Consider the following 19,711-nt stretch of genomic DNA (forward strand, 5'->3'; position numbering starts at 1 on the left):
AAAAACGACGTCATCGCGACCAGTTCTCCAAGAGGGCACTATGGGAATCAACCAAGGTCCGATCAGCCTCGATCAGAAATATACCCAGGGCACCGGCCACGTCTTTCTGACCGGCATTCAGGCGCTGGTCCGTCTGCCGATGGCGCAGATCAGGCGTGACCGCGCCGCAGGCCTCAATACCGCGGGTTTCATTTCCGGCTATCGCGGTTCCCCCCTTGGCGGCTACGACCAGCAGCTGTTCGCCGCCCGCAAGCACCTTGAGCAATACAACATCAAATTCCAGCCTGGCGTGAACGAGGACCTCGCGGCGACCGCGGTCTGGGGCTCGCAGCAGCTCCACCTCTCGCCCGGCGCCAAGCATGATGGCGTGGTCGGCATCTGGTACGGCAAGGGCCCCGGCGTCGACCGCTGCGGCGACGTGTTCCGCCATGGCAATGCGGCCGGCTCCGCCAAGAACGGCGGCGTGCTGTGCCTCGCCGGCGACGACCACGGCGCAAAATCCTCTACCGTCCCGCATCAGTCCGACCACGCCTTCATGTCGGCGCTGATGCCCTACCTCTATCCCTCCAGCATCCACGAAATGATCGAGATGGGCCTCCTGGGTATCGCGATGTCGCGCTACTCGGGCTGCTGGGTCGGCATGAAGGTGATCACCGAGACGGTGGAGACCACCGCCGAGATCGATCTCACCGACGAGATGACCCCGTTCATCATCCCGCCCGATTTCGAGCTGCCGCCTGATGGCCTCAACATCCGCTGGCCCGACGACCGTTTCGAGCAGGACCGCCGGCTGCAGGACTACAAGGGCTTTGCGGCGATCGCCTTTGCCCGCGCCAACAGGGTCAACCGCATCACCATGGATTCGCCGAACGCGCGTTACGGCATCATGGCCTCCGGCAAGAGCTACGAGGACATCCGCCAGGCGCTGCGCGAGCTCGGCATCACACCGGAGATCGCCGCCCAGATCGGCATCCGCCTCTACAAGATCGGCATGCCCTGGCCGCTGGAGCCGGAAGGCGTGCATCAATTCGCCGTCGGCCTCGAAGAGATCTTCATCGTCGAGGAGCGCCGCGAGATCGTCGAGAACCAGGTCAAGCAGGTGCTGTTCAACTGGCGTGACGACGTGCGCCCGCGCATCGTCGGCAAGATGGACGAGCACGACAAGCGCTTCCTGACCTTCGCCGCCGAGCTGAGCGTCGCGTCGCTTGCGAGCTCGCTGACGGAACGGTTGCTCCGACTGAACCTCAACCCTGAGATCGCCGCGATGCTGCGCGCCAAGGCCGACTGGTTCAACGGCCGGCAATCGACGCAGATGCAGGCGGTGGCCCCGGTGTCGCGCACGCCGTATTTCTGCTCCGGCTGCCCGCACAACACGTCCACCAAGGTGCCGGAAGGCAGCCGCGCGCTGGCCGGCATCGGCTGCCACTTCATGGCTCTCTGGATGAACCGCTCGACCGAGACGTTCACCCATATGGGCGGCGAGGGCGTGCCGTGGGTCGGCATTGCGCCCTTCACCAACGAGAACCACATTTTTGCGAACCTCGGTGACGGCACCTATTTCCACTCTGGCATTCTGGCGATCCGGCAGTCGATCGCGTCGAAAGCCAACATCACCTACAAGATCCTCTACAACGACGCCGTCGCGATGACCGGCGGCCAGCGCCATGACGGCGATCTGTCGCCGCAGCAGATCACCTTCCAGCTGCACGCCGAAGGCATCCGCGAGATCTATCTGGTCTCGGAGAATCCCGGCTCCTATCCGTCCGACACCATCGCGCCGGGTGTGAAGCTGTTCCATCGCGACGAACTCGAGAACGTGATGAAGATGTGCCGCGAGTTCAAGGGCACCTCGGCGATCGTGTTCGTGCAGACCTGCGCGGCCGAGAAGCGCCGCCGCCGCAAGCGCGGCCTGATGGAGGATCCGCAACGCCGCGTGCTGATCAATCCCGCGGTTTGCGAGGGCTGCGGCGACTGCTCGGTGCAGTCGAACTGCATCTCGGTCGAGCCGCTGGAGACCGAGCTCGGGCGCAAGCGCACCATCAACCAGTCGACCTGCAACAAGGACTATTCCTGCGTGAAGGGCTTCTGCCCGTCCTTCGTCACGGTCGACGGTGGCAAGCTGCGCCGCCGCGCGCCGCCCGATCTCGGCGCGATCGACAATCTGCCCGAGCCGACCTCCAAGCCGCCGCTGGACCGGCCGTACAACATCGCGGTCGGCGGTGTCGGCGGCACCGGTGTGCTGACGATCGGCGCGCTGCTCGGCATGGCCGCCCATATCGAGGGCAAGGCCAGCATGATCCTCGACATGTCCGGTCTCGCGCAGAAGGGCGGGGCCGTGCTGAGCCACGTCCGCCTGTCTGAGCACACGGCTGACGTGACCTGCTCGCGCATCGTCACCGGCACGGCTGATCTCGTATTGGCCGCGGATGAAGTGGTGGCGGCGTCGAAGGAGACGATCACGCTGTGCGACGCCAGCCGCACCGTCGGCGTCATCAACAGCCATGTGATCCCGACCGCGGACTTCATCCTCAACCGCGACTTCAACTTCCAGAGCCGCAAGGTCAACAGCGTGCTGGAGACCGAGCTGCGCAAGGACTCCGCCTTCGTCGATTTCACCAAGCCGGCCGAAGCGCTGCTCGGCGACTCCATCGCGACCAACATCATGATGATGGGTTTTGCCTATCAGCGCGGGCTATTGCCGCTCACGGCGGAATCGATCCAGCAGGCGATCGAGGTCAACGGCGTCTCGATCAAGATGAACACGCAGGCCTTCCAGCTCGGCCGTCTCGCCGCCGCCGATCCGGCGCGGCTGGCTGACATGATGAAGGGGCAGGACGACGACGTTGCACCGGTGAAGACGCTGGATGCGATGTCGCTCGACGAGATCATCACCCATCGCATGGCGTTGCTCTCCGACTACCAGAACGGACGCCTAGCAAAACGCTACCGCAAGCTGGTCGATCAGGTCCGCGACGCCGCGACCAAGGGCGGCTTCGACGAAGCGCTGCCGCGCGCGGTTGCGATCAACTACGCAAAACTGCTCGCCTACAAGGACGAATACGAGGTGGCGCGTCTGTTCACCGACGGCCGCTTCGAGAAGCAGTTGCGCGACCAGTTCGAGGGCGAGTTCACCTTCAACTTCAATCTGGCGCCGCCGATCCTCGGCGGCGGCCTCGACGCGCAGGGCCGTCCGAAGAAGCGCACGTTCGGCCCGTGGATGATGTCGGCCTTCCGCTGGCTGGCGAAATTCCGCTTCCTGCGCGGCACGCCGCTCGACATGTTCGGCTACAACGCCGACCGCAAGCTCGAACGCGACCTGATCGCTGGCTACGAGAAGGACGTCGCCACCGTGCTCGGCCTGCTGTCGCCGCTCAACCACGACATCGCCGTCGAGCTGCTGTCGCTGCCCGATCGTATCAGAGGCTACGGCCCGGTGAAGGACAAGGCGATCAAGGAGACAAAGGTCCGCTACGCGCAACTCGCCGCCGACCTCGCGAGCCCGTCGCCGGCCCCGCGGCAGATCGCGGCGGAGTAAGAGCAGGGTGCAGAGTGGGTGGGCAAAAAGCATATGCTCACCTTCTGACGCCCTTTTGCCGACTCGTGAATTTCAGCCTGGAGACGTCCGGTCCTCATTGTCGCTTCTGCGACAATGAGGATTGCATCTGACTCCCATAGCAACCTAGAATTCGGAACGTTTCGATACGTTTGCATTTTGGGACGATAGGAATTGGTCGACCTGAAGCCCATCGTTCACATCACGGGTACTGAACGTCGCTATAACGCCGTCGCTGCGGTGGAGCACGATGGCCAGTGGCGGCTGTTCATGCCATTTCCCAAACACAGGATTCAGCAAGCCGCGATCGTTGGTAACGACCGCTTGGTGTGCTGTTCCGAGGACTCGGAGGTATGCCTGATCGACTGGCGATCGGGCAAGGAGATCGCAAGACGACATATTTCAATGAAGTCTAGTAGCGGCCACGTGCGTGTGACGGACGATGCTGAGTTCATTGTTTTCTATCGTGCCGGAACCTACCTCGATCGCTGGGCTGGGGCGCATTCGATCCACATCCTGCAGTCGAATAGTCTCGAAACGATGGTTGAGGGGGATGCTGTGTCATGGGCGGCGGACCAACGCGCCGGACGAATTGTCAGCGAGGGCATTGCGCAGCCTACCGATGAAGAACGGTGCGACCGTTCGGACCTGCAGATTTTGGGTAAGGTAACCGAGGATCAAGCCGGCCACTTGTTGTTCATTTGCTGTGACGGAGATCCGCGAAATGCAGAATCTCGCCGCAGGTTTTGCCGCATCGATAGGTCTGATTGGTCCATTTCCGCCGAACTCATTCCAAACGAAGCGGGGCCATGGATCTGGCTCAGCCCGACTGGATGCTATGCGATCGCGCACCACCTTGGCGTCCCCTCGGTCGATGATGGTTCTGTTGATCGGGATCATGCGCTGAGGGGGGTGGGTTACGACGAGCAGAAGCGCAATTGGCATGTTCTCGAGCTTTGGGTAACCGACCCTCCCGGGCTAAAGTCTCTCATCACAACGCGGAAGGGATTGCAGACCGAGTCGATCCACGACGTGATCTGGGAGCAGTCCGAAGCAGCTTTTTGGATCAAGACCGGTACTTGGTCCAGATCAGTCGAGTTCCAGCGCGTCAGTGTCGATGGAAAGCTTTCGCCCGCGTTCGCCTTTCAGCGATTTCGCAATAAAAGCTATAACGTGCTTCAAGATATCGTCGACGTGACGGATACCCGGACTGTGGAAATCCAGTCGCATGAAGACACCGTCTATCTTCAGCGTGACTGGTGTGAGAGCGAATTGCCGTTCAGGCTGATTGCCGAGGATGAAGATGGCTTCCGCAAGGGGATGCGGCCATATCCGCCGAGCCGTCTGGTCAGGAAGTTGCTCACTCAAACCGACCGAAGCCATGTTGTACTTGTGCGGGATTTCTCGAAGTCAGCCATCGTCGACGCGCTTGCGCAGCTGACACGCGATGTCCGCGACCGCCTGTCCGATCTTCTTCAGAACGACGTGTTTGAGGTGTCCTTTAAGGTCGGCAAGCGTACGATATCGGAGACCGCATTCTTCGCCCGCTTGACGCGCGAGCGGATTCCCGTTGCATCGGCGCTTCGAGAACTCTTGACCGTGTATCTGGAGGTCCAACCTCGTGTCATTGAGGCCAGCAAGATCTTTCGCCAGATATGGGGGCCGGAAAATCAAGGCGCACTTGCCCCAGCGATGCTGGCGCTGTTGCGCCTCAGCCCGGACGCGCATGATGTCTTCCGCGACTATCTCGTCAAGCGGGATGGCGAGCACGAGACGTATTCCACCAACACGATCATGAAGCTCTACATCAAGGAGACCAAGTGGCGCGATCTGGCCATGATCAGGTTCGGCATCTACTTCGCGTTGATCCGGCATAGAGACGGCATCCGGTTTCCGCACGGACCACTTGACGAGTACGGTCTTCTGCGGGCGGCGGAAAAGTTGATCGCTCCGGATCAGTTCGCAGCCGAGATCGTCCAGGAGCTTGAACAGTTCGTCGTTCATCCTGGATTGGACCTTGGTGAGAGGGAGGACCTCTACATGGCGCTCCGCTCGAGTCTTGAATTGACCGACTACGGTCGAGCGACGCTGCCGATACTAGCGGCCAGCACGTCCATGAATTTGCTGCGAGATGCCGCCGAGCAGGGGATTGATCCCGCGATCCTGGACCTTCTCAGATATGCCGGCACGAAGCATTAGCCGATCCGAAATAGCCTCGCGCAGGCAATACGATTTCCGTCCATAATCGTATCAGCTCGCCTGTATCGCCTGACGGAATATTTCCGCGCTTGCCAAGGTCGCCCGCGCGGTTCAGAAAAACGCTGGAGAGAAGAAACGCCAGCGAAGGCAGAAGTCGTAGGGTGTGCCTGCGAAGCGTGCCCATCACTTCGCTTCTGCGAAAATGAGCTTTCGTGGGTTACGCCTTCAAAACTACCGCTGGACGTACGGCACCTTCAGCTCGCCGATCCGCTCGAACGTCTTTTCAGCGAGGCAGCCATACGCCCAGGTCCTGCTCCCCGAACCGCCGGGCTCGCCGACAACGCCCCAGCACTCGGCCTCGCGATAGCCTTCCCAGGCTTTCTGGCTCGCAGCGATCCGCTCCACGGTGCTTGGTCCCTTCACGGGCGGCGGCAAGGTGTTTCTCGCCCGCATGTCGGCCTCGCGGGCGTTCGCCTCGTCGATCTTCCGGTGAAACAGCTGATCGAGCTCGGCCTGCGCTTCGCGATAGAGATCATGCAGACAATCGCGTTGCTCGGCATTCGAGCGGCGGTCGAAGCAAGCCTTGATGCGGGCGCTCTCGGTGCGGGCCGCACCGCACGCGGCCAGGATCAGGATCAAGCCGATGCAGGATACACCCAATGCAGCCCTGGCCAGCGCAGCCTCCTTACACGATGATGCCATTCGGTATCATTTGTGGCCGCGCTGGAGACGCAGGTTCAACGGGGGTACGACTGTTTAGCCTCATGTCCCCCGCCACCGGAAGCGTGTAGTATCCATCCGGCGGATGACAGAGGGATGCCATGGCTGGCGAGCGCGTGCAGCGACGGCTTTCGGCAATTCTGGCGGCCGACATCGCAGGCTATAGCCGGCTGATGGGCGCTGACGAGGAGGGCACGCTTGCCCAATTGAAAGCGCATCGGCATACGCTGCTCGATCCCAAGATCGACGAATATCAGGGGCGGATCGTCAAGACCACAGGCGACGGCATGCTGGCCGAGTTCGCGAGCGTGGTCGATGCACTGCGTTGTGCCGTCGAGATCCAGCGCGGCATGCTGGAGCGCAATGCGGACGTGCCTCAGGAGAGGCGGATCGAGTTCCGTGTCGGCATCAATGTCGGCGATATCATCAGCGACGGCGGCGACATCTATGGCGACGGCGTGAATGTGGCAGCCCGTCTGGAGGGCCTTGCGGAGCCTGGTGGCATCAGCGTTTCGGGCCGCGTGCAGGAAGATGCTCGGGGCAAGCTCGATATCGCCTTCGAGGACATCGGCGAACAGCAGCTGAAGAACATCGCCTGGCCGGTGCGGGTCTATCGGGTGCGGCTCAGCGGCGAAGCCGCGCAGGCGCGACCGGCCTTGCCGCTACCTTTGGCGCTTCCCGACAAGCCTTCGATCGCCGTCCTGCCATTCGCTAACATGAGCGGTGATACCGAGCAGGATTATTTCGCCGACGGCATGATCGAGGATATCATCACCGGGCTCTCCCGCGCACGCTGGCTCTTCGTCATCGCGCGGAATTCGTCCTTTGCGTACAAGGGGCGCTCGACCGACGTCAAGCAGGTCGCGCGCGAGCTCGGCGTGCGCTACGTGCTCGAGGGCAGCGTACGCAAGGTGGGCGAGCGCGTCCGGATCAGTGCACAGCTGGCGGAGGGAGTTTCCGGGAGGCAGCTTTGGGCGAAGCGCTACGACCGAGGATTATCCGACATATTCGCCATGCAGGACGAGATCACGGAGACAATTATCGGTGCGGTCGAGCCGGAGCTCGGAAAAGTCGAGCGCCGGCGCTCGGCTGGCAAGCGTCCGGATAATCTCGACGCGTGGGATCTCTACCAGCGTGGCATGTCGCATCTCTATGAATATACCAGGGACGACCTGCAGCGCGCGCGGCAGTATTTTTTGCAGGCCATCGCGAGGGATCCGCAGCTCGGGCCGGCGCATTCCGGGCTCGCCGAGACCTATTACTACGAGGGTGTCTACGGCTTCGCTGAGTCCATCTCGGACAATCGGGAGAGAGCACTCGCACCGGCGCTGCGGGCCGTGGTGCTCGACGCCGAGGACGCGGGCGCGCACTGTACGTTGGGGCGGGCTTACTATATGCGCCGCGCATATGATGCTGCATTCCGGGAACTGAAGACAGCATTGGAGCTCAACCCTTCACTGGCGCTCGCACATTACGGTCTGGGTGCGACGCTCGTATTCTCGGGGCGCGCAGAGGAAAGCATCCCCCATCTGACTGCCGCGATACGATTAAGTCCGCATGATCCAAACATGGGATCATTCCTGGTACGACTCGCCGATGCCACTTATTTGCTGACGCGCTACGAGGAAGCCGCCGAGTGGGCGCAGCGCGCGCTGCAGCAGCCGAATTTCCAATGGTCGCGCTACACCGTGCTGATCGCGGCTCTGGCTCAGCTTGGCAGGCTCGACGAGGCCAGAAATCGCATCCAGGAATTGCAGGTCAAGCGCCCAAACACGTCGATAGCCTTTGTGCGAGAAACCCACCTGTTGGGCGACGCGGCAAACTTCGCGCACTATCTCGATGGCCTTCGCATGGCCGGTCTGCCCGATTGAGCGCACCGCCATCAACCCAGTCGTCCTGTGGTGGCCCGGCTTCTTTCAAATCATGTGTCGCTGGAGATGCGGGGCGTCAGACTCAATACGATTTTTGCCTATAATCATATCGATCCGCCTGTATCGCCTGACGGAATATTTCCGCGCTTGCCAAGGTCGCCTGCGCGGTTCAGAAAAACGCTGGAGAGAAGAAACGCCAGCGGAGCATGACTTGACCATCAAGGGCAAAGCCTACATCGCCGGGATCTACGAGCATCCCACCCGGCACGCACCCGACAAATCCACCGCGCAGTTGCACGCCGAGGTCGCCAAGGGCGCGCTGGAAGACGCCGGCCTCACCAGGGCCGACGTCGACGGTTATTTCTGCGCCGGCGACGCGCCGGGCGGGCTGTGGCCGATGGTCGATTATCTCGGCCTCAACACCGGGAAGCTGCGCCATGTCGACTCCACCGAGACCGGCGGCTGTTCCTATCTGATCCATCTCGGCCATGCCGCGGAAGCGATCGCCGCCGGCAAGTGCTCGGTCGCGCTGGTGACACTGGCGGGCAAGCCGCGCACCGGGCCGATGCCGGCACGCGCCTCCGGCGCCGAGGCCGATTTCGAGTCCGCCTACGGGGCGACCACGCACAATGCCTACGGCATGTGTGCCATGCGCCATATGCACGACTACGGCACCACCTCCGAGCAGCTGGCCTGGATCAAGGTCGCGGCCTCCCATCACGCGCAATACAATCCGCATGCGATGCTGAAGGAGGTCGTCACCGTCGAGGACGTGCTGAACTCGCCGATGATCTCCGATCCGCTGCATCGGATGGATTGCTGCGTCGTCACCGACGGCGGCGGCGCGATGATCGTCACGACGCCGGAGATCGCCAAAAGCCTGAAGAAGCCGCAAGTGCGGTTGATCGGTCATGGCGAGGCGATGAAGGGCCCGCGCGGCGGCAAGGATCTCGATCTCACGTACTCCGCCGGCGTCTGGTCCGGCCCGCGTGCCTTCGAGGAAGCGGGTGTGACGCAGAAGGACATCAAGTATGCCTCGATCTACGACAGTTTCACCATCACGGTGCTGATGCAGCTCGAAGACCTCGGCTTCTGCAAGAAGGGCGAGGGCGGCAAGTTCGTCGCCGACGGCAATCTGATCTCCGGCGTCGGCAAGCTGCCGTTCAACACCGATGGCGGCGGGCTCTGCAGCAACCATCCCGTCAACCGCGGCGGCATGACGAAAATCCTCGAGGCGGTGCGCCAGCTGCGCGGCGAAGCGCATCCGAAGGTGCAGGTGCCGAACTGTGATCTCGCGATCGCGCACGGCACCGGCGGACTCCTCGGCGTGCGCCACGCCGCCTCAACCTGCATTCTGGAGCGTGTGTGATGGCTGACGCGAAGAAACTCAACGCCCCCGTGACCAATCCGGAGACCGCGCCGTTCTGGGAAGCGGCCAAGGCCGGCAAGTTCATGATCAAGCGCTGCACATCGTGCAACGAGCCGCATTATTTTCCGCGCTCGGTCTGCCCATTCTGCTTCTCGGACAAGACGGTGTGGGAGGAGTCTTCCGGCGAGGCCACGATCTACACCTACAGCCTGATGCGGAAGTCGCCGACGGGGCCTTACGCGATCGCCTATGTGACGCTGAAAGAAGGCCCGTCGCTGCAGACCAACATCGTCGATTGCGATCTGGAGAAGATCAAGATCGGCCAGAAGGTGAAGGTGGTGTGGAAGCCGACCGACGGCGCGCCGCTGCCGTTCTTTACGCCTGTCTAAGAAGTACCTTCCTCCCTTGCGGGGGAAGGTGGCGCGAAGCGCCGGAAGAGGGGGTCGCTCCGCATAAGGAGTCTCGCTGTGGAGGCAACCCCTCTCCCAAAAGAGTTTTTGGCTGATGCCGGTGTAGCCCTCTCCCGCAAGGGGAGAGGGCACAATAACTAGCAGCGCCGAAGAAGAGACAGTTCGGGGAGAGAACAAACATGCCGATCAATTACGAACAGCTGATGGCCCTGAAAAATCTCGGCCAGAAATACAGCTACAGCGATCGCGAGGTGATGCTCTATGCTTACGGCATCGGGCTCGGCGCCGATCCGATGGACGAGAAGGAGCTCGCCTTCGTCAATGAAGGCGTGCTGACGCCGCGGCCGCTCAAGGTGGTGCCGACCTTTGCTTCCGTCGCCGCGTGGGGCGCGGGGCCGGGCGAGATGAATCTCAACCGGGTGATGGTGGTCGACGGCGAGCGCGACATCACCTTCCACAAGCCGTTCGCGACGGCCGCCCACATCACTGCGGACTCGACCGTGCTCGACGTCTTCGACAAGGGCAAGGACAAGGGCGCCGTGATCCGTCACCAGACCGTACTGAAAGACGAGAAAGGCGAGAAGCTCGCCACGCTGGTCGCCTCGCGCTTCGCCCGTGGCGATGGCGGCTTCGGCGGTCCGTCGGAAGGCCAGCCCGAGCCGCACAAGGTGCCGGAGCGGGCGCCCGACAAGACCGTCGACATCACGACGCGGCCGGACCAGGCGCTGATCTACCGGCTCTGCGGCGACCGCAATCCGCTGCACTCGGATCCCGAGTTCGCCAAAAAGGCCGGCTTCCCGCGACCGATCCTGCACGGCATGTGCACCTACGGCATCACCTGCCGCGGCGTGCTGCAGACCTACGCCGACTACGATCCGTCCGCCTTCAAGCAGCACGTCGCCCGGTTCTCTTCGCCGGTCTATCCCGGCGAGACCGTGACCATGGAGCTGTGGAAGGACAGCAATGTGGTGTCGTTCGAAGCCAAGGTGAAATCGCGCGGTGTCACCGTGATCAAGAGCGGCAAGACTGTGCTGGCGTAACTCTCGTGCCCCGGACGCAGCGCAGCGCGCAAGCGGTGCGCTGCAGAGCCGGGGCCCATTGCCGGGCATGGGTCCCGGCTCTGCGAAGCAGCGTTTCACGCTGCATCGCGTCCGGGACACGATAACAGGGAGAAACGACCATGGGATTACTCGACGGCAAGGTGGCGCTGATCACGGGCGCCGGCGGCGGGCTCGGTGAGGCCTATGCGAAATTGTTCGCACGCGAGGGGGCGGCGGTGGTCGTCAACGATCTCGGCGGGCCGCGCGACGGCTCCGGCGCCGACAAATCGATGGCGCAAAAGGTCGTGGACGCGATCAAGGCCGAGGGCGGCCGCGCGGTCGCCAACGGCGCCGACATCTCGACGCTCGCCGGCGGCCAGGCCGTGTTCGACGACGCCATCAAGAATTTCGGCCGCGCCGATATCCTCGTCAACAATGCCGGCATCCTGCTCGACGAGACCTTCCACAAGGCGAAGGAGGAGAACTGGGACCGGGTGATGAAGGTGCATCTGAAGGGCACCTTCTGCTGCACCCAGCCGGTGTTCAAATGGATGCGCGACAACGGCGGCGGCGTCATCGTCAACACGTCCTCGACCTCCGGCCTGATCGGCAATTTCGGCCAGACCAATTACGGCGCGGCCAAGGGCGGCATCTGGGGCCTCTCCAACGTGCTGGCCATCGAGGGCCGCAAGTACAACATCCGGATCTGGACGCTGGCGCCCGGCGCCCTGACCCGCATGACCGCAGACCTGCCCCGCTACAAGGAGAACCCTGGTGCGGCGCTGGGGCCGGACGGCATCGCGCCGGCCGTGCTATACATGGTCAGCGATTTGTCGGGCGACCAGACCGGCAAGGTGCTCGGCGTATCAGGCCCGCGTGGCGTCCGCGAGATGCGGATGATGGAGATGGAAGGCTGGAAGCCGCCATTTTCGGGCTGGAATGCCGAGGACATCGTCACCCACGCCAAGGAGATCTTCTTCTCCGAGGAGCAGATCAAGATGGGCGCGCGGCGGTTCTGACCCCATGCTATTGGGGCCGGGGCGGCCGGAATGGTCCGCCCCGGATACCTAACGAGGATAGATATGAAGCTCACTGCCCAGGCCAAAGGAACTTTCGCGATCGCGCCGACGCCGTTCCATGATGACGGCCGCATCGACGAGAAATCCATCGACAGCCTGACCGATTTCTACGCCGAGGTCGGCTGCGACGGCGTCACGGTGCTGGGCATCCTGGGCGAGGCGCCGAAGCTCGATGCTGCCGAGGCCGAGCAGGTCGCGATCCGCTACGTCAAGCGCGCCAAGTCGATGCAGGTGATCGTCGGCGTCTCCGCGCCGGGCTTTGCCACCATGCGCTCGCTCGCCAAGGCCTCGATGGACGCCGGCGCCGCCGGCGTCATGATCGCGCCGCCGCCGAACCTGCGCACCGACGACCAGATCGTCACCTATTTCAAGCAGGCGCAGGAAGCTGTTGGAGACGACATTCCCTGGGTGCTGCAGGATTATCCGCTGACGCTGACGGTGGTGTTCACGCCCGCGGTGATCCGCACCATCGTGATGAACTCGCCGTCTTGCGTGATGCTCAAGCATGAGGACTGGCCGGGGCTGGAGAAGATCACCACGCTGCGCAACTTCCAGAAGGACGGCTCGCTGCGGCCGCTGTCGATCCTGTGCGGCAATGGCGGCACCTTCCTCGATTTCGAGATGGAGCGCGGCGCCGACGGCGCGATGACCGGCTATGCCTTCCCTGAGTTGCTGATCGACGTGGTCAATCTCTCCAAGGCCGGCAAGCGCGACGCAGCGCACGATCTGTTCGACGCCCATCTGCCGCTGATCCGCTACGAGCAGCAGCCCGGCGTCGGCCTCACGGTGCGAAAATATGTGCTGCAGAAGCGCGGCGTGATCGCCTCCAGTGCCCAGCGCAAGCCCGGCGCCGTGATCACGGCGCAGGCGCGGGCGGAGGTCGATTACCTCCTGTCGCGCGTGGCGCGCGTCGATCGCCGCGCCAATCTGCAGCCGAAGCAATCCAGCGCAGGACCCTCATGGTGAGGAGGCGCGAAGCGCCGTCCGATGCTTCGCATCGCCAGGCGAACCACGAGGCCCCGATCGTGCCATTCATCCTTCGAGACGCGGCCAAGTGGCCGCTCCTCAGGATGAGGTCCTGAGGAGTTAGTCCATGCCCGACACCGTCGCCCCGCGTCTTGCCTCCACCGTGCTGCTGCTGCGCGATAGCGCAGCGGCGTCAAGCGACGGCAAGGGCCGCGCTGAAATCGAAATCTTCATGATGGTGCGCCATCATCAGATCGAGTTCAATTCCGGTGCGCTGGTGTTTCCGGGCGGCAGTGTCGACAAGAACGACATGGAGATCGCGGCCGATCCCGCGCTCTATTCGGGCGGCGAGGGGCTCGATGGCGACGCGCTCGGCTTCCGCATCGCCGGCATCCGCGAGACGTTTGAGGAAAGCGGCATTCTGCTGGCGCGGCCGAAGGGCTCGACGGATCTGATCGACGCCAAGCGGGCCGAGGCGATCGCCTTGGCGCATCGCACCGAGCTCAACGAAGGCAAGATCAGCTTCCTGAAGGTGATCACGGACAACGGCCTCGTGCTCGCGCTCGACGGGCTGATGCCCTATGCGCACTGGATCACGCCCGAGGGCATGCCCAAGCGTTTCGACACCTGGTTCTTCCTCGCCGCCGCGCCGCCGGAGCAGCTCGGCGCGCACGATGGCAAGGAGTCCACCGACTCGATCTGGGTGTCGCCGCGCGAGGCGCTGGAAGGCGGCGACAACGGCCGCTTCAAGCTGCCATTCCCGACCACCCGCAATCTGATCAAGCTCGGCAAGCAGCCAAGCGTGCAGGCCGCGCTGGACGATAGCCGCGGCAAGACCGTCGTCAGCGTGATGCCCGTGATGACCAAGACCGCCACCGGCCGGCAGCTGCGTATCCCCAAGGAAGCCGGCTACGACGGCGAGGTGTTCGACGTGGGGGCGGTGGGGTAGCCGTATCTCCATCGGCGTTCCCCGGATGCTGCGCAGCACCGCAAGCGCGTTCACGCGCGTCTTCGACACGCTATGGTGATGCGCTGCTGCTCCGGGGTCCATCCATCAAACAAGCAAGCGTGGGTCCCGGCGCTGCGAAGCAGCGTTGCACGCTGCATCGCGTCCGGGACACGGATAGTTTGGTCTCGATCGAAGTATCGTGGTCACCTCCCGGCGTAGTCTCCGTCCCGATCGCATCGGGACGGAAGCCCATGACCACCCCACGCCAGCCCAACCTGGCCTTCGAGCTCGCGCTGCTGGTCCGACCGTCTGGATCGGGCTCGCCTGCGTCGTGATCGGTGTTGCCGCGATGACGATCCCGGCACGGTCGTTCTCGGCCGCCTGACCGCCCGCTCAGGCGGGCGGTTCGGGCGCTGGCCGGCTGCGCAAGCCCGGATTCGGACAGTGGACCGCGTCAGCGTGACGCAAATCACGCCGGGCCGGCCGGCTTATCCATGATGATCAGCATGTTCCCCACGGCTCGTAATATCCCGTATATTGGGGCGGATGGGACCCCGGCCTCGATAAGATGACCTCCGAACTGCCGCCGAATTCGCCGCCGCCGCGATCGTTCTCGCTGTCGATCGGGCAGTTGACGTTCGGCAGCTTCATGCTGGTGCTGGCCGTCATCATCATCACCTCGACCGCGAGCGTGGTGGCGATCCGCCACATCGATTCGACCTTCGCCGAGCTGCGGCGGCTGCAGAGCGTCGGCGACCTCGCCGAGGACATCGATCGCCGTATGAACGAGCTGCGGCTGGCGGCGCGTGACTTCGTCACAGAGCCCGGCAGCCAGTCCGTCCAGGTCGCGGAAGCCGCCCAATCGCTGAACGAGATCCTGAAAAAGACCCGTCTCGAGCTCGCGCCCGAGCAGCAGGACATGATCGATGGGGTCACCGAGCGGCTGGCGACCTACCGCGGCGGCATCGAGCGGATCTCGGCGCTGATCGCCCGCCGCGCCGAATTGATCGTCGCGCTGGCGCCGCTGCGCGAGGCCTTCGACAAGGCGGTCGCGGCCAGCCCCGATCCGGAGATTGCGACAAAACTGTCACAAACCCAGAGCCGGATCGCGACCGCGCTGCTGGCGCACAACCCGTCGGCGGCCGAGCAGGCGGCCCAGAGCATGCGCGCGATGCAGATCGCCGATGGCTCGCTGCGCTCCGCGGTCGATGCCTATGCCGAGGCGATCATCGCGATCTCGGTGCGGGAAGGCCAGATCGCCGACATCGACAAGGAGGTGCTCGGCATCGAGGGCCGCCTGATCCAGCGCGTCACCGAGTTGCTCCGCGAAGTCAGCACGCGGCGCGGCCATGTGCTGTCGCGCGACTTCGCCCGCACGCTCGCGGAAGCCAAATGGCAGAGCATCGTGCTCGGCTCGGCCGGCGTGCTGATCGGCATGTTCGCGGCCGTGCTGGTGGTCCGTCGCACCGTGCGTCCGCTCGCCAAGATCGCCGGCGCGATCCGCAAGGTGTCGGGCGGCGAGAAGAGCGCCTTCATCCCGGCGACCGATCTCGACAACGAGATCGGCGACATCGCGCGCGCCGCCGAAGTGTTCCGCGCCACGCTGGTCGATGCCGACACCGCGCGGGAGGCCGCGGTGCGCGCGCTCGCCGAGCAGCGGCTGGCCGAGGAAAGCTACCGCAAGCTGTTCGAGGCCTCCGTCGACGGCATCTATGTGACGACGCCGGGCGGCGCGCTGCTCAACGCCAATCCGGCGCTGGCGCGGATGATGGGATACGAGACCCCGCAGGGCCTGATCAACGGCATCGGCGACATCGCCTCCACCGTCTATGTCGATGCGGCCGCGCGCGATGGCTACGAGGCGCTGATGAGGCGCGACGGCATGGTGCGCGAATATGAATACCAGGTGCGCTCGCGCGACGGCACCATCCTGTGGCTGTCGGACTCCGCCACCTCGGTGCGCAACGAGCGCGGCGAGGTGGTCCGCTACGAAGGCACGGTGCGCGACATCACCGACCAGAAGCGTGCGGAAGATGCGATCGCCGAAGGCCGCCGCCTGTTGCAGATGGTGATCGACACCGTGCCCGCGGTGATCAACGTCAAGGATCGCGAGCTGCGCTATGTGTTGATGAACCGCTACATGGCCGGCATCTTCGGCATCGAGCCGCAGGACGCGCTCGGCCAGACCACGGCCGAGCTTATGTCGCATTACGGCGCGGCGAAGACCGACGAGCATGACAAGCGCGTGCTGTCGGCGCGGCGCGAGCTCGGCTTCTACGAGGAGGAGTACAAGGATTCCGCCGGCAACATGCGGCAGTGGCTGGTCAACAAGCTGCCGATCCTGGACGGCCAGGGCGAGATCGAGACCATCGTGACGGTTGCGCTCGACATCGGGGAGCGCAAGCGCAGCGAGCAGGAGATGCGGAAAGCCAAGGATTCCGCCGAGGCCGCGCTGCGCAATCTGCGCGAGACGCAGAATTCGCTGATCGAGGCCGAGAAGCTCGCCGCGCTCGGCCGCCTCGTCGCCGGCGTCGCGCATGAGGTCAACAATCCCGTCGGCATCAGCCTGACGGTGGCGTCTGCGCTGGAGCGCAAGACCGCGAATTTTGCTTCCCAGGTCGAGCGCGGCGATCTGCGCCGCTCCAGCCTCAACGATTTCCTCGGCACCGCGCGCGATGCGTCGTCACAGCTGGTCGCCAACCTCAACCGCGCCGCCGAGTTGATCCAGTCGTTCAAGCAGGTCGCCGCCGACCGCAACTACTCCGACCAGCGCACCTTCGATCTCGGCGATCTCACCGAGCAGGTGGTGATGTCGCTGCGCCCGGGCCTGCGCAAGCATAACCTCACGCTCAATGTCGATTGCCAGCCGAACCTGACCATGAATTCCTATCCCGGTCCGTACGGCCAGGTGCTGACCAATCTGTTCCTTAATTCGGTGGCGCACGCGTTCCCGGACGGCAAGGCCGGCGAGGTCGACATCCAGGTGCGCGAGTCCGGCAAGGACAATGTCGAGGTGATCTTCTCCGACAATGGCTGCGGCATGTCGCTCGACGTGCGTCGCCGCGCCTTCGACCCGTTCTTCACCACGCGGCGCGACCAGGGCGGCACCGGGCTCGGCCTGCACATCGTCTACAGCATCGTCACCACGCGCCTCGGCGGCCGGCTCGATCTCGACTCCGCGCCGGGCAAGGGCACCCGCATCCAGATCATCCTGCCGCGCACAGCACCCCTGGAGCAGGCAGCGGAGTAGGGCGTGGCCTGCGCGCGACGTCAGAGCTCGGTATAACCCTCCGCGCCTCTGCCGTACCACGACGCGGAATCGGTCGACTTCAACGCTGCGCGTCTGGCAAATCGGCCGGGAAGATCGGGATTGGCAATGAACGGACGGCCGAACGAGATCGCATTGGCGTGCCCCGCATCGAGCGCGGCCTGCGCCTTGGCGGCGTCGTAGTCCGAATTGAGCACCAGCGGTCCCCGAAAGGCTGCGCGCATCAGCGGTGCGATCGGCGGCCGGTCGGCCTTGCCGTTGGTGCCGGCAAAGTCCGGCTCGCGAATTTCCAGGAATGCGATGCCGAGCTTCGAGAGCATCTTCGCCGCGGCGACGAACAGCTCCTCGGGATGGTCGTCGTTGATGCCCTTGATCTCGCCGTTGGGGGAGAGCCGCACCGAGGTGCGGCCGGCGCCGATGCTCTGGGCGACCGCGAGCGTCACGTCCAGCAGGATCCGGATGCGGTTCTCGACGCTGCCGCCATAGCTGTCGCTGCGCAGATTGGAGCTGCTGCGCAGGAATTGGTCGAGCAGATAGCCGTTCGCGGCATGGATCTGCACGCCGTCGAAGCCGGCCTGGATGGCATTGCGGGCGGCGTTGGCGAACTGGTCGATGATGGCGGGGATCTCGTCGAGATGCAGCGCGCGGGCTTCCTCGTAAGGCAGCTTTCCGTCGTAGGTCTGCGCCAGCCCGGGAGCGGTCGTCGCGGACGCCGAGACGGGGCGGCCGCGCCCGGGAAAGCTGGTGTGCGTGAGGCGGCCCATATGCCAGAGTTGCGCGACGATGCGCCCGCCGGCCGCGTGCACGGCGTCGGTGACGGTTCGCCAGGCCTGGACCTGCGCGCTGTTCCAGATGCCCGGCGCGTAGGGCCAGGCCAGCCCCTGCAGGCTGATGCCGATGGCTTCGGTGAGGATCAGCCCCGCCGAGGCGCGCTGCCGATAATACTCGGCCATGATCGCCGTCGGCGCGTGGTCGGCGGTGGCGCGTGCCCGCGTCATCGGCGCCATGAAGATGCGGTTTCGGGCCTCGATGGCGCCGAGCTTGATCGGATCGAACAGACTGACCATCGCAGTCAACGCTTCAGCAGCGGGCACTTCGATTCCGACACCGGCCTGAACGCATCGTCGCCCTTCACCGTCCGGACAATCTCGAGATAGTCCCATCGCTCCTTCGATTGCTCGGGCTTTTTGACCCGGGCCAGATACATGTCGCGGATCACACGGCCGTCCTCGCGCAACCGTCCCTGATGCACGAAGGCATCCTCGATCGGCAGCTCGCGCATCTTCGCCATCACCTTGGCCGGATCGTCGCTTTCGGCTGTCTTGATGGCCTTGAGGTAGTGCAGGGTGGCGCCATAGACGCCGGTGTGGATCATGGACGGCATGACGCCGGTGCGGTCGAAGAATTTCTTCGACCAGGCGCGCGTCTTGTCATCCATGTTCCAGTAGGATGCGGTCGTCATGTAGGTTCCCTGCGCCTCGCGCAGGCCGATGGCGTGGATGTCCGCATCGAACAGCAGAAGCCCGACCAGCTTTTGTCCGGCGCTGACAAGCCCGAACTCGTTGGCTTGCTTGATCGCAGTCTGCGTGTCCTGGCCGGCATTGGCGAAGGCGACGACATTGGATTTCGAGTTCTGCGCCTGCAGGGCAAACGACGAGAAGTCCGAGGTATTGGACGGATGCCGCACGCTGCCGAGCACCGTGCCGCCGGCTTGCTTGATGAAGCGGGTCGCGTCCTGCTCGAGCTGTTGGCCGAACGTATAGTCCGCCGTGACGAAGAACCACGACTTGTTGCCTTCAACCACCATCGCGGACGCCGTCACCTTGGCCAGCGCGTAGGTGTCGTAGGTGAACTGCACGGTGTTGGGGCTGCAGAGCTCGTCGGTCAGGGAGCTCGCGCCGGCGCCCGACAGCAGCAGGATCTTGTTGCGCTCGCGCGCCATGTTGTGGAGGGCGATCGCGATCGCCGAATTCGGCACGTCGACGATCGCATCGATCTTGCTGTTGTCGATCCAGCCGCGCGCGATCTGGGTCCCGACGTCGACCTTCATCTGGTGGTCGGCGCTGATCAGCTCGATCGGCTTGCCGAGCACGGTCGGCCCGAACTCCTCGATCGCCATTTTGGCGGCTTCGATCGAGCCGGGGCCGGTGTTGTCGCGGCCCCAGCTCGACAGGTCGGTCATGACGCCGATCCTGACCGCGTTGTCCGAGACCTGCGCCAGCGCCGTCGACGACGCCCAGAAGAGAACAAGGAGTGTTCCGATCAGTCGTGTCATTCCCTCGGCTCC

Annotated in this window: 13 protein-coding genes; 10 read left to right on the forward strand and 3 right to left on the reverse strand. The window is 64.0% G+C overall.

Features of this window, described 5'->3' with window-relative positions; translation table 11 throughout:
* Positions 1-40: 40 nt before the first annotated feature.
* Together JQ604_RS15720 and JQ604_RS15725 are read left to right on the forward strand one after the other, a co-directional pair.
* On the forward strand, positions 41-3,535 hold the full coding sequence (locus JQ604_RS15720) for an indolepyruvate ferredoxin oxidoreductase family protein (RefSeq protein ID WP_212358303.1): 3,495 nt from the start codon (positions 41-43) through the stop codon (positions 3,533-3,535).
* A gap of 192 nt (positions 3,536-3,727) precedes the next feature.
* Positions 3,728-5,752: a hypothetical protein gene (locus tag JQ604_RS15725; protein ID WP_212358304.1), complete on the forward strand. Its 2,025-nt coding sequence runs from the start codon at positions 3,728-3,730 to the stop codon at positions 5,750-5,752.
* A 231-nt stretch (positions 5,753-5,983) separates the two neighbouring features.
* Here the strand turns inward: JQ604_RS15725 and JQ604_RS15730 are convergent, their stop codons facing one another.
* Positions 5,984-6,454, reverse strand: a complete 471-nt coding sequence (locus JQ604_RS15730; RefSeq protein ID WP_212358305.1) for a lysozyme inhibitor LprI family protein — start codon at positions 6,452-6,454, stop codon at positions 5,984-5,986.
* 119 nt (positions 6,455-6,573) lie between these two features.
* Between JQ604_RS15730 and JQ604_RS15735 the strand changes: the two genes are divergently transcribed.
* From JQ604_RS15735 to JQ604_RS15770, 8 genes are all read left to right on the forward strand, one after another.
* The gene (locus JQ604_RS15735) at positions 6,574-8,343 is read left to right on the forward strand and encodes an adenylate/guanylate cyclase domain-containing protein (protein ID WP_212358306.1); all 1,770 of its coding nucleotides are present in this window, start codon (positions 6,574-6,576) and stop codon (positions 8,341-8,343) included.
* A 211-nt stretch (positions 8,344-8,554) separates the two neighbouring features.
* Positions 8,555-9,712, forward strand: coding sequence for a thiolase domain-containing protein (locus JQ604_RS15740; RefSeq protein ID WP_212358307.1), 1,158 nt, complete (start codon positions 8,555-8,557; stop codon positions 9,710-9,712).
* Positions 9,712-10,101, forward strand: a complete 390-nt coding sequence (locus JQ604_RS15745) for a Zn-ribbon domain-containing OB-fold protein (protein WP_212358308.1) — start codon at positions 9,712-9,714, stop codon at positions 10,099-10,101. The genes JQ604_RS15740 and JQ604_RS15745 overlap by 1 nt, the downstream gene beginning before the upstream one ends.
* A 200-nt stretch (positions 10,102-10,301) precedes the next feature.
* On the forward strand, positions 10,302-11,162 hold the full coding sequence (locus JQ604_RS15750) for a MaoC family dehydratase (protein WP_212358309.1): 861 nt from the start codon (positions 10,302-10,304) through the stop codon (positions 11,160-11,162).
* A 140-nt stretch (positions 11,163-11,302) separates the two neighbouring features.
* Positions 11,303-12,181 (forward strand): SDR family oxidoreductase, encoded by an 879-nt coding sequence (locus tag JQ604_RS15755; RefSeq protein WP_212358310.1) that lies wholly within the window; start codon positions 11,303-11,305, stop codon positions 12,179-12,181.
* A gap of 63 nt (positions 12,182-12,244) precedes the next feature.
* Positions 12,245-13,207, forward strand: coding sequence for a dihydrodipicolinate synthase family protein (locus tag JQ604_RS15760; RefSeq protein ID WP_212358311.1), 963 nt, complete (start codon positions 12,245-12,247; stop codon positions 13,205-13,207).
* A gap of 127 nt (positions 13,208-13,334) precedes the next feature.
* Positions 13,335-14,156, forward strand: coding sequence for an NUDIX hydrolase (locus tag JQ604_RS15765; protein WP_212358312.1), 822 nt, complete (start codon positions 13,335-13,337; stop codon positions 14,154-14,156).
* 568 nt (positions 14,157-14,724) lie between these two features.
* Positions 14,725-17,406 (forward strand): PAS domain S-box protein, encoded by a 2,682-nt coding sequence (locus JQ604_RS15770; RefSeq protein WP_212358313.1) that lies wholly within the window; start codon positions 14,725-14,727, stop codon positions 17,404-17,406.
* Between the two features lie 20 nt (positions 17,407-17,426).
* On the opposite strand, the gene JQ604_RS15775 is transcribed toward JQ604_RS15770, so the two are convergent.
* Positions 17,427-18,491: an alkene reductase gene (locus JQ604_RS15775; RefSeq protein WP_212358352.1), complete on the reverse strand. Its 1,065-nt coding sequence runs from the start codon at positions 18,489-18,491 to the stop codon at positions 17,427-17,429.
* A gap of 5 nt (positions 18,492-18,496) precedes the next feature.
* Positions 18,497-19,699: an ABC transporter substrate-binding protein gene (locus JQ604_RS15780; protein ID WP_212358314.1), complete on the reverse strand. Its 1,203-nt coding sequence runs from the start codon at positions 19,697-19,699 to the stop codon at positions 18,497-18,499.
* Positions 19,700-19,711 lie beyond the last annotated feature (12 nt).

This window comes from Bradyrhizobium jicamae (genome assembly GCF_018130695.1).
In the GTDB taxonomy this organism is placed as follows: Bacteria; Pseudomonadota; Alphaproteobacteria; order Rhizobiales; family Xanthobacteraceae; genus Bradyrhizobium; species Bradyrhizobium jicamae_B.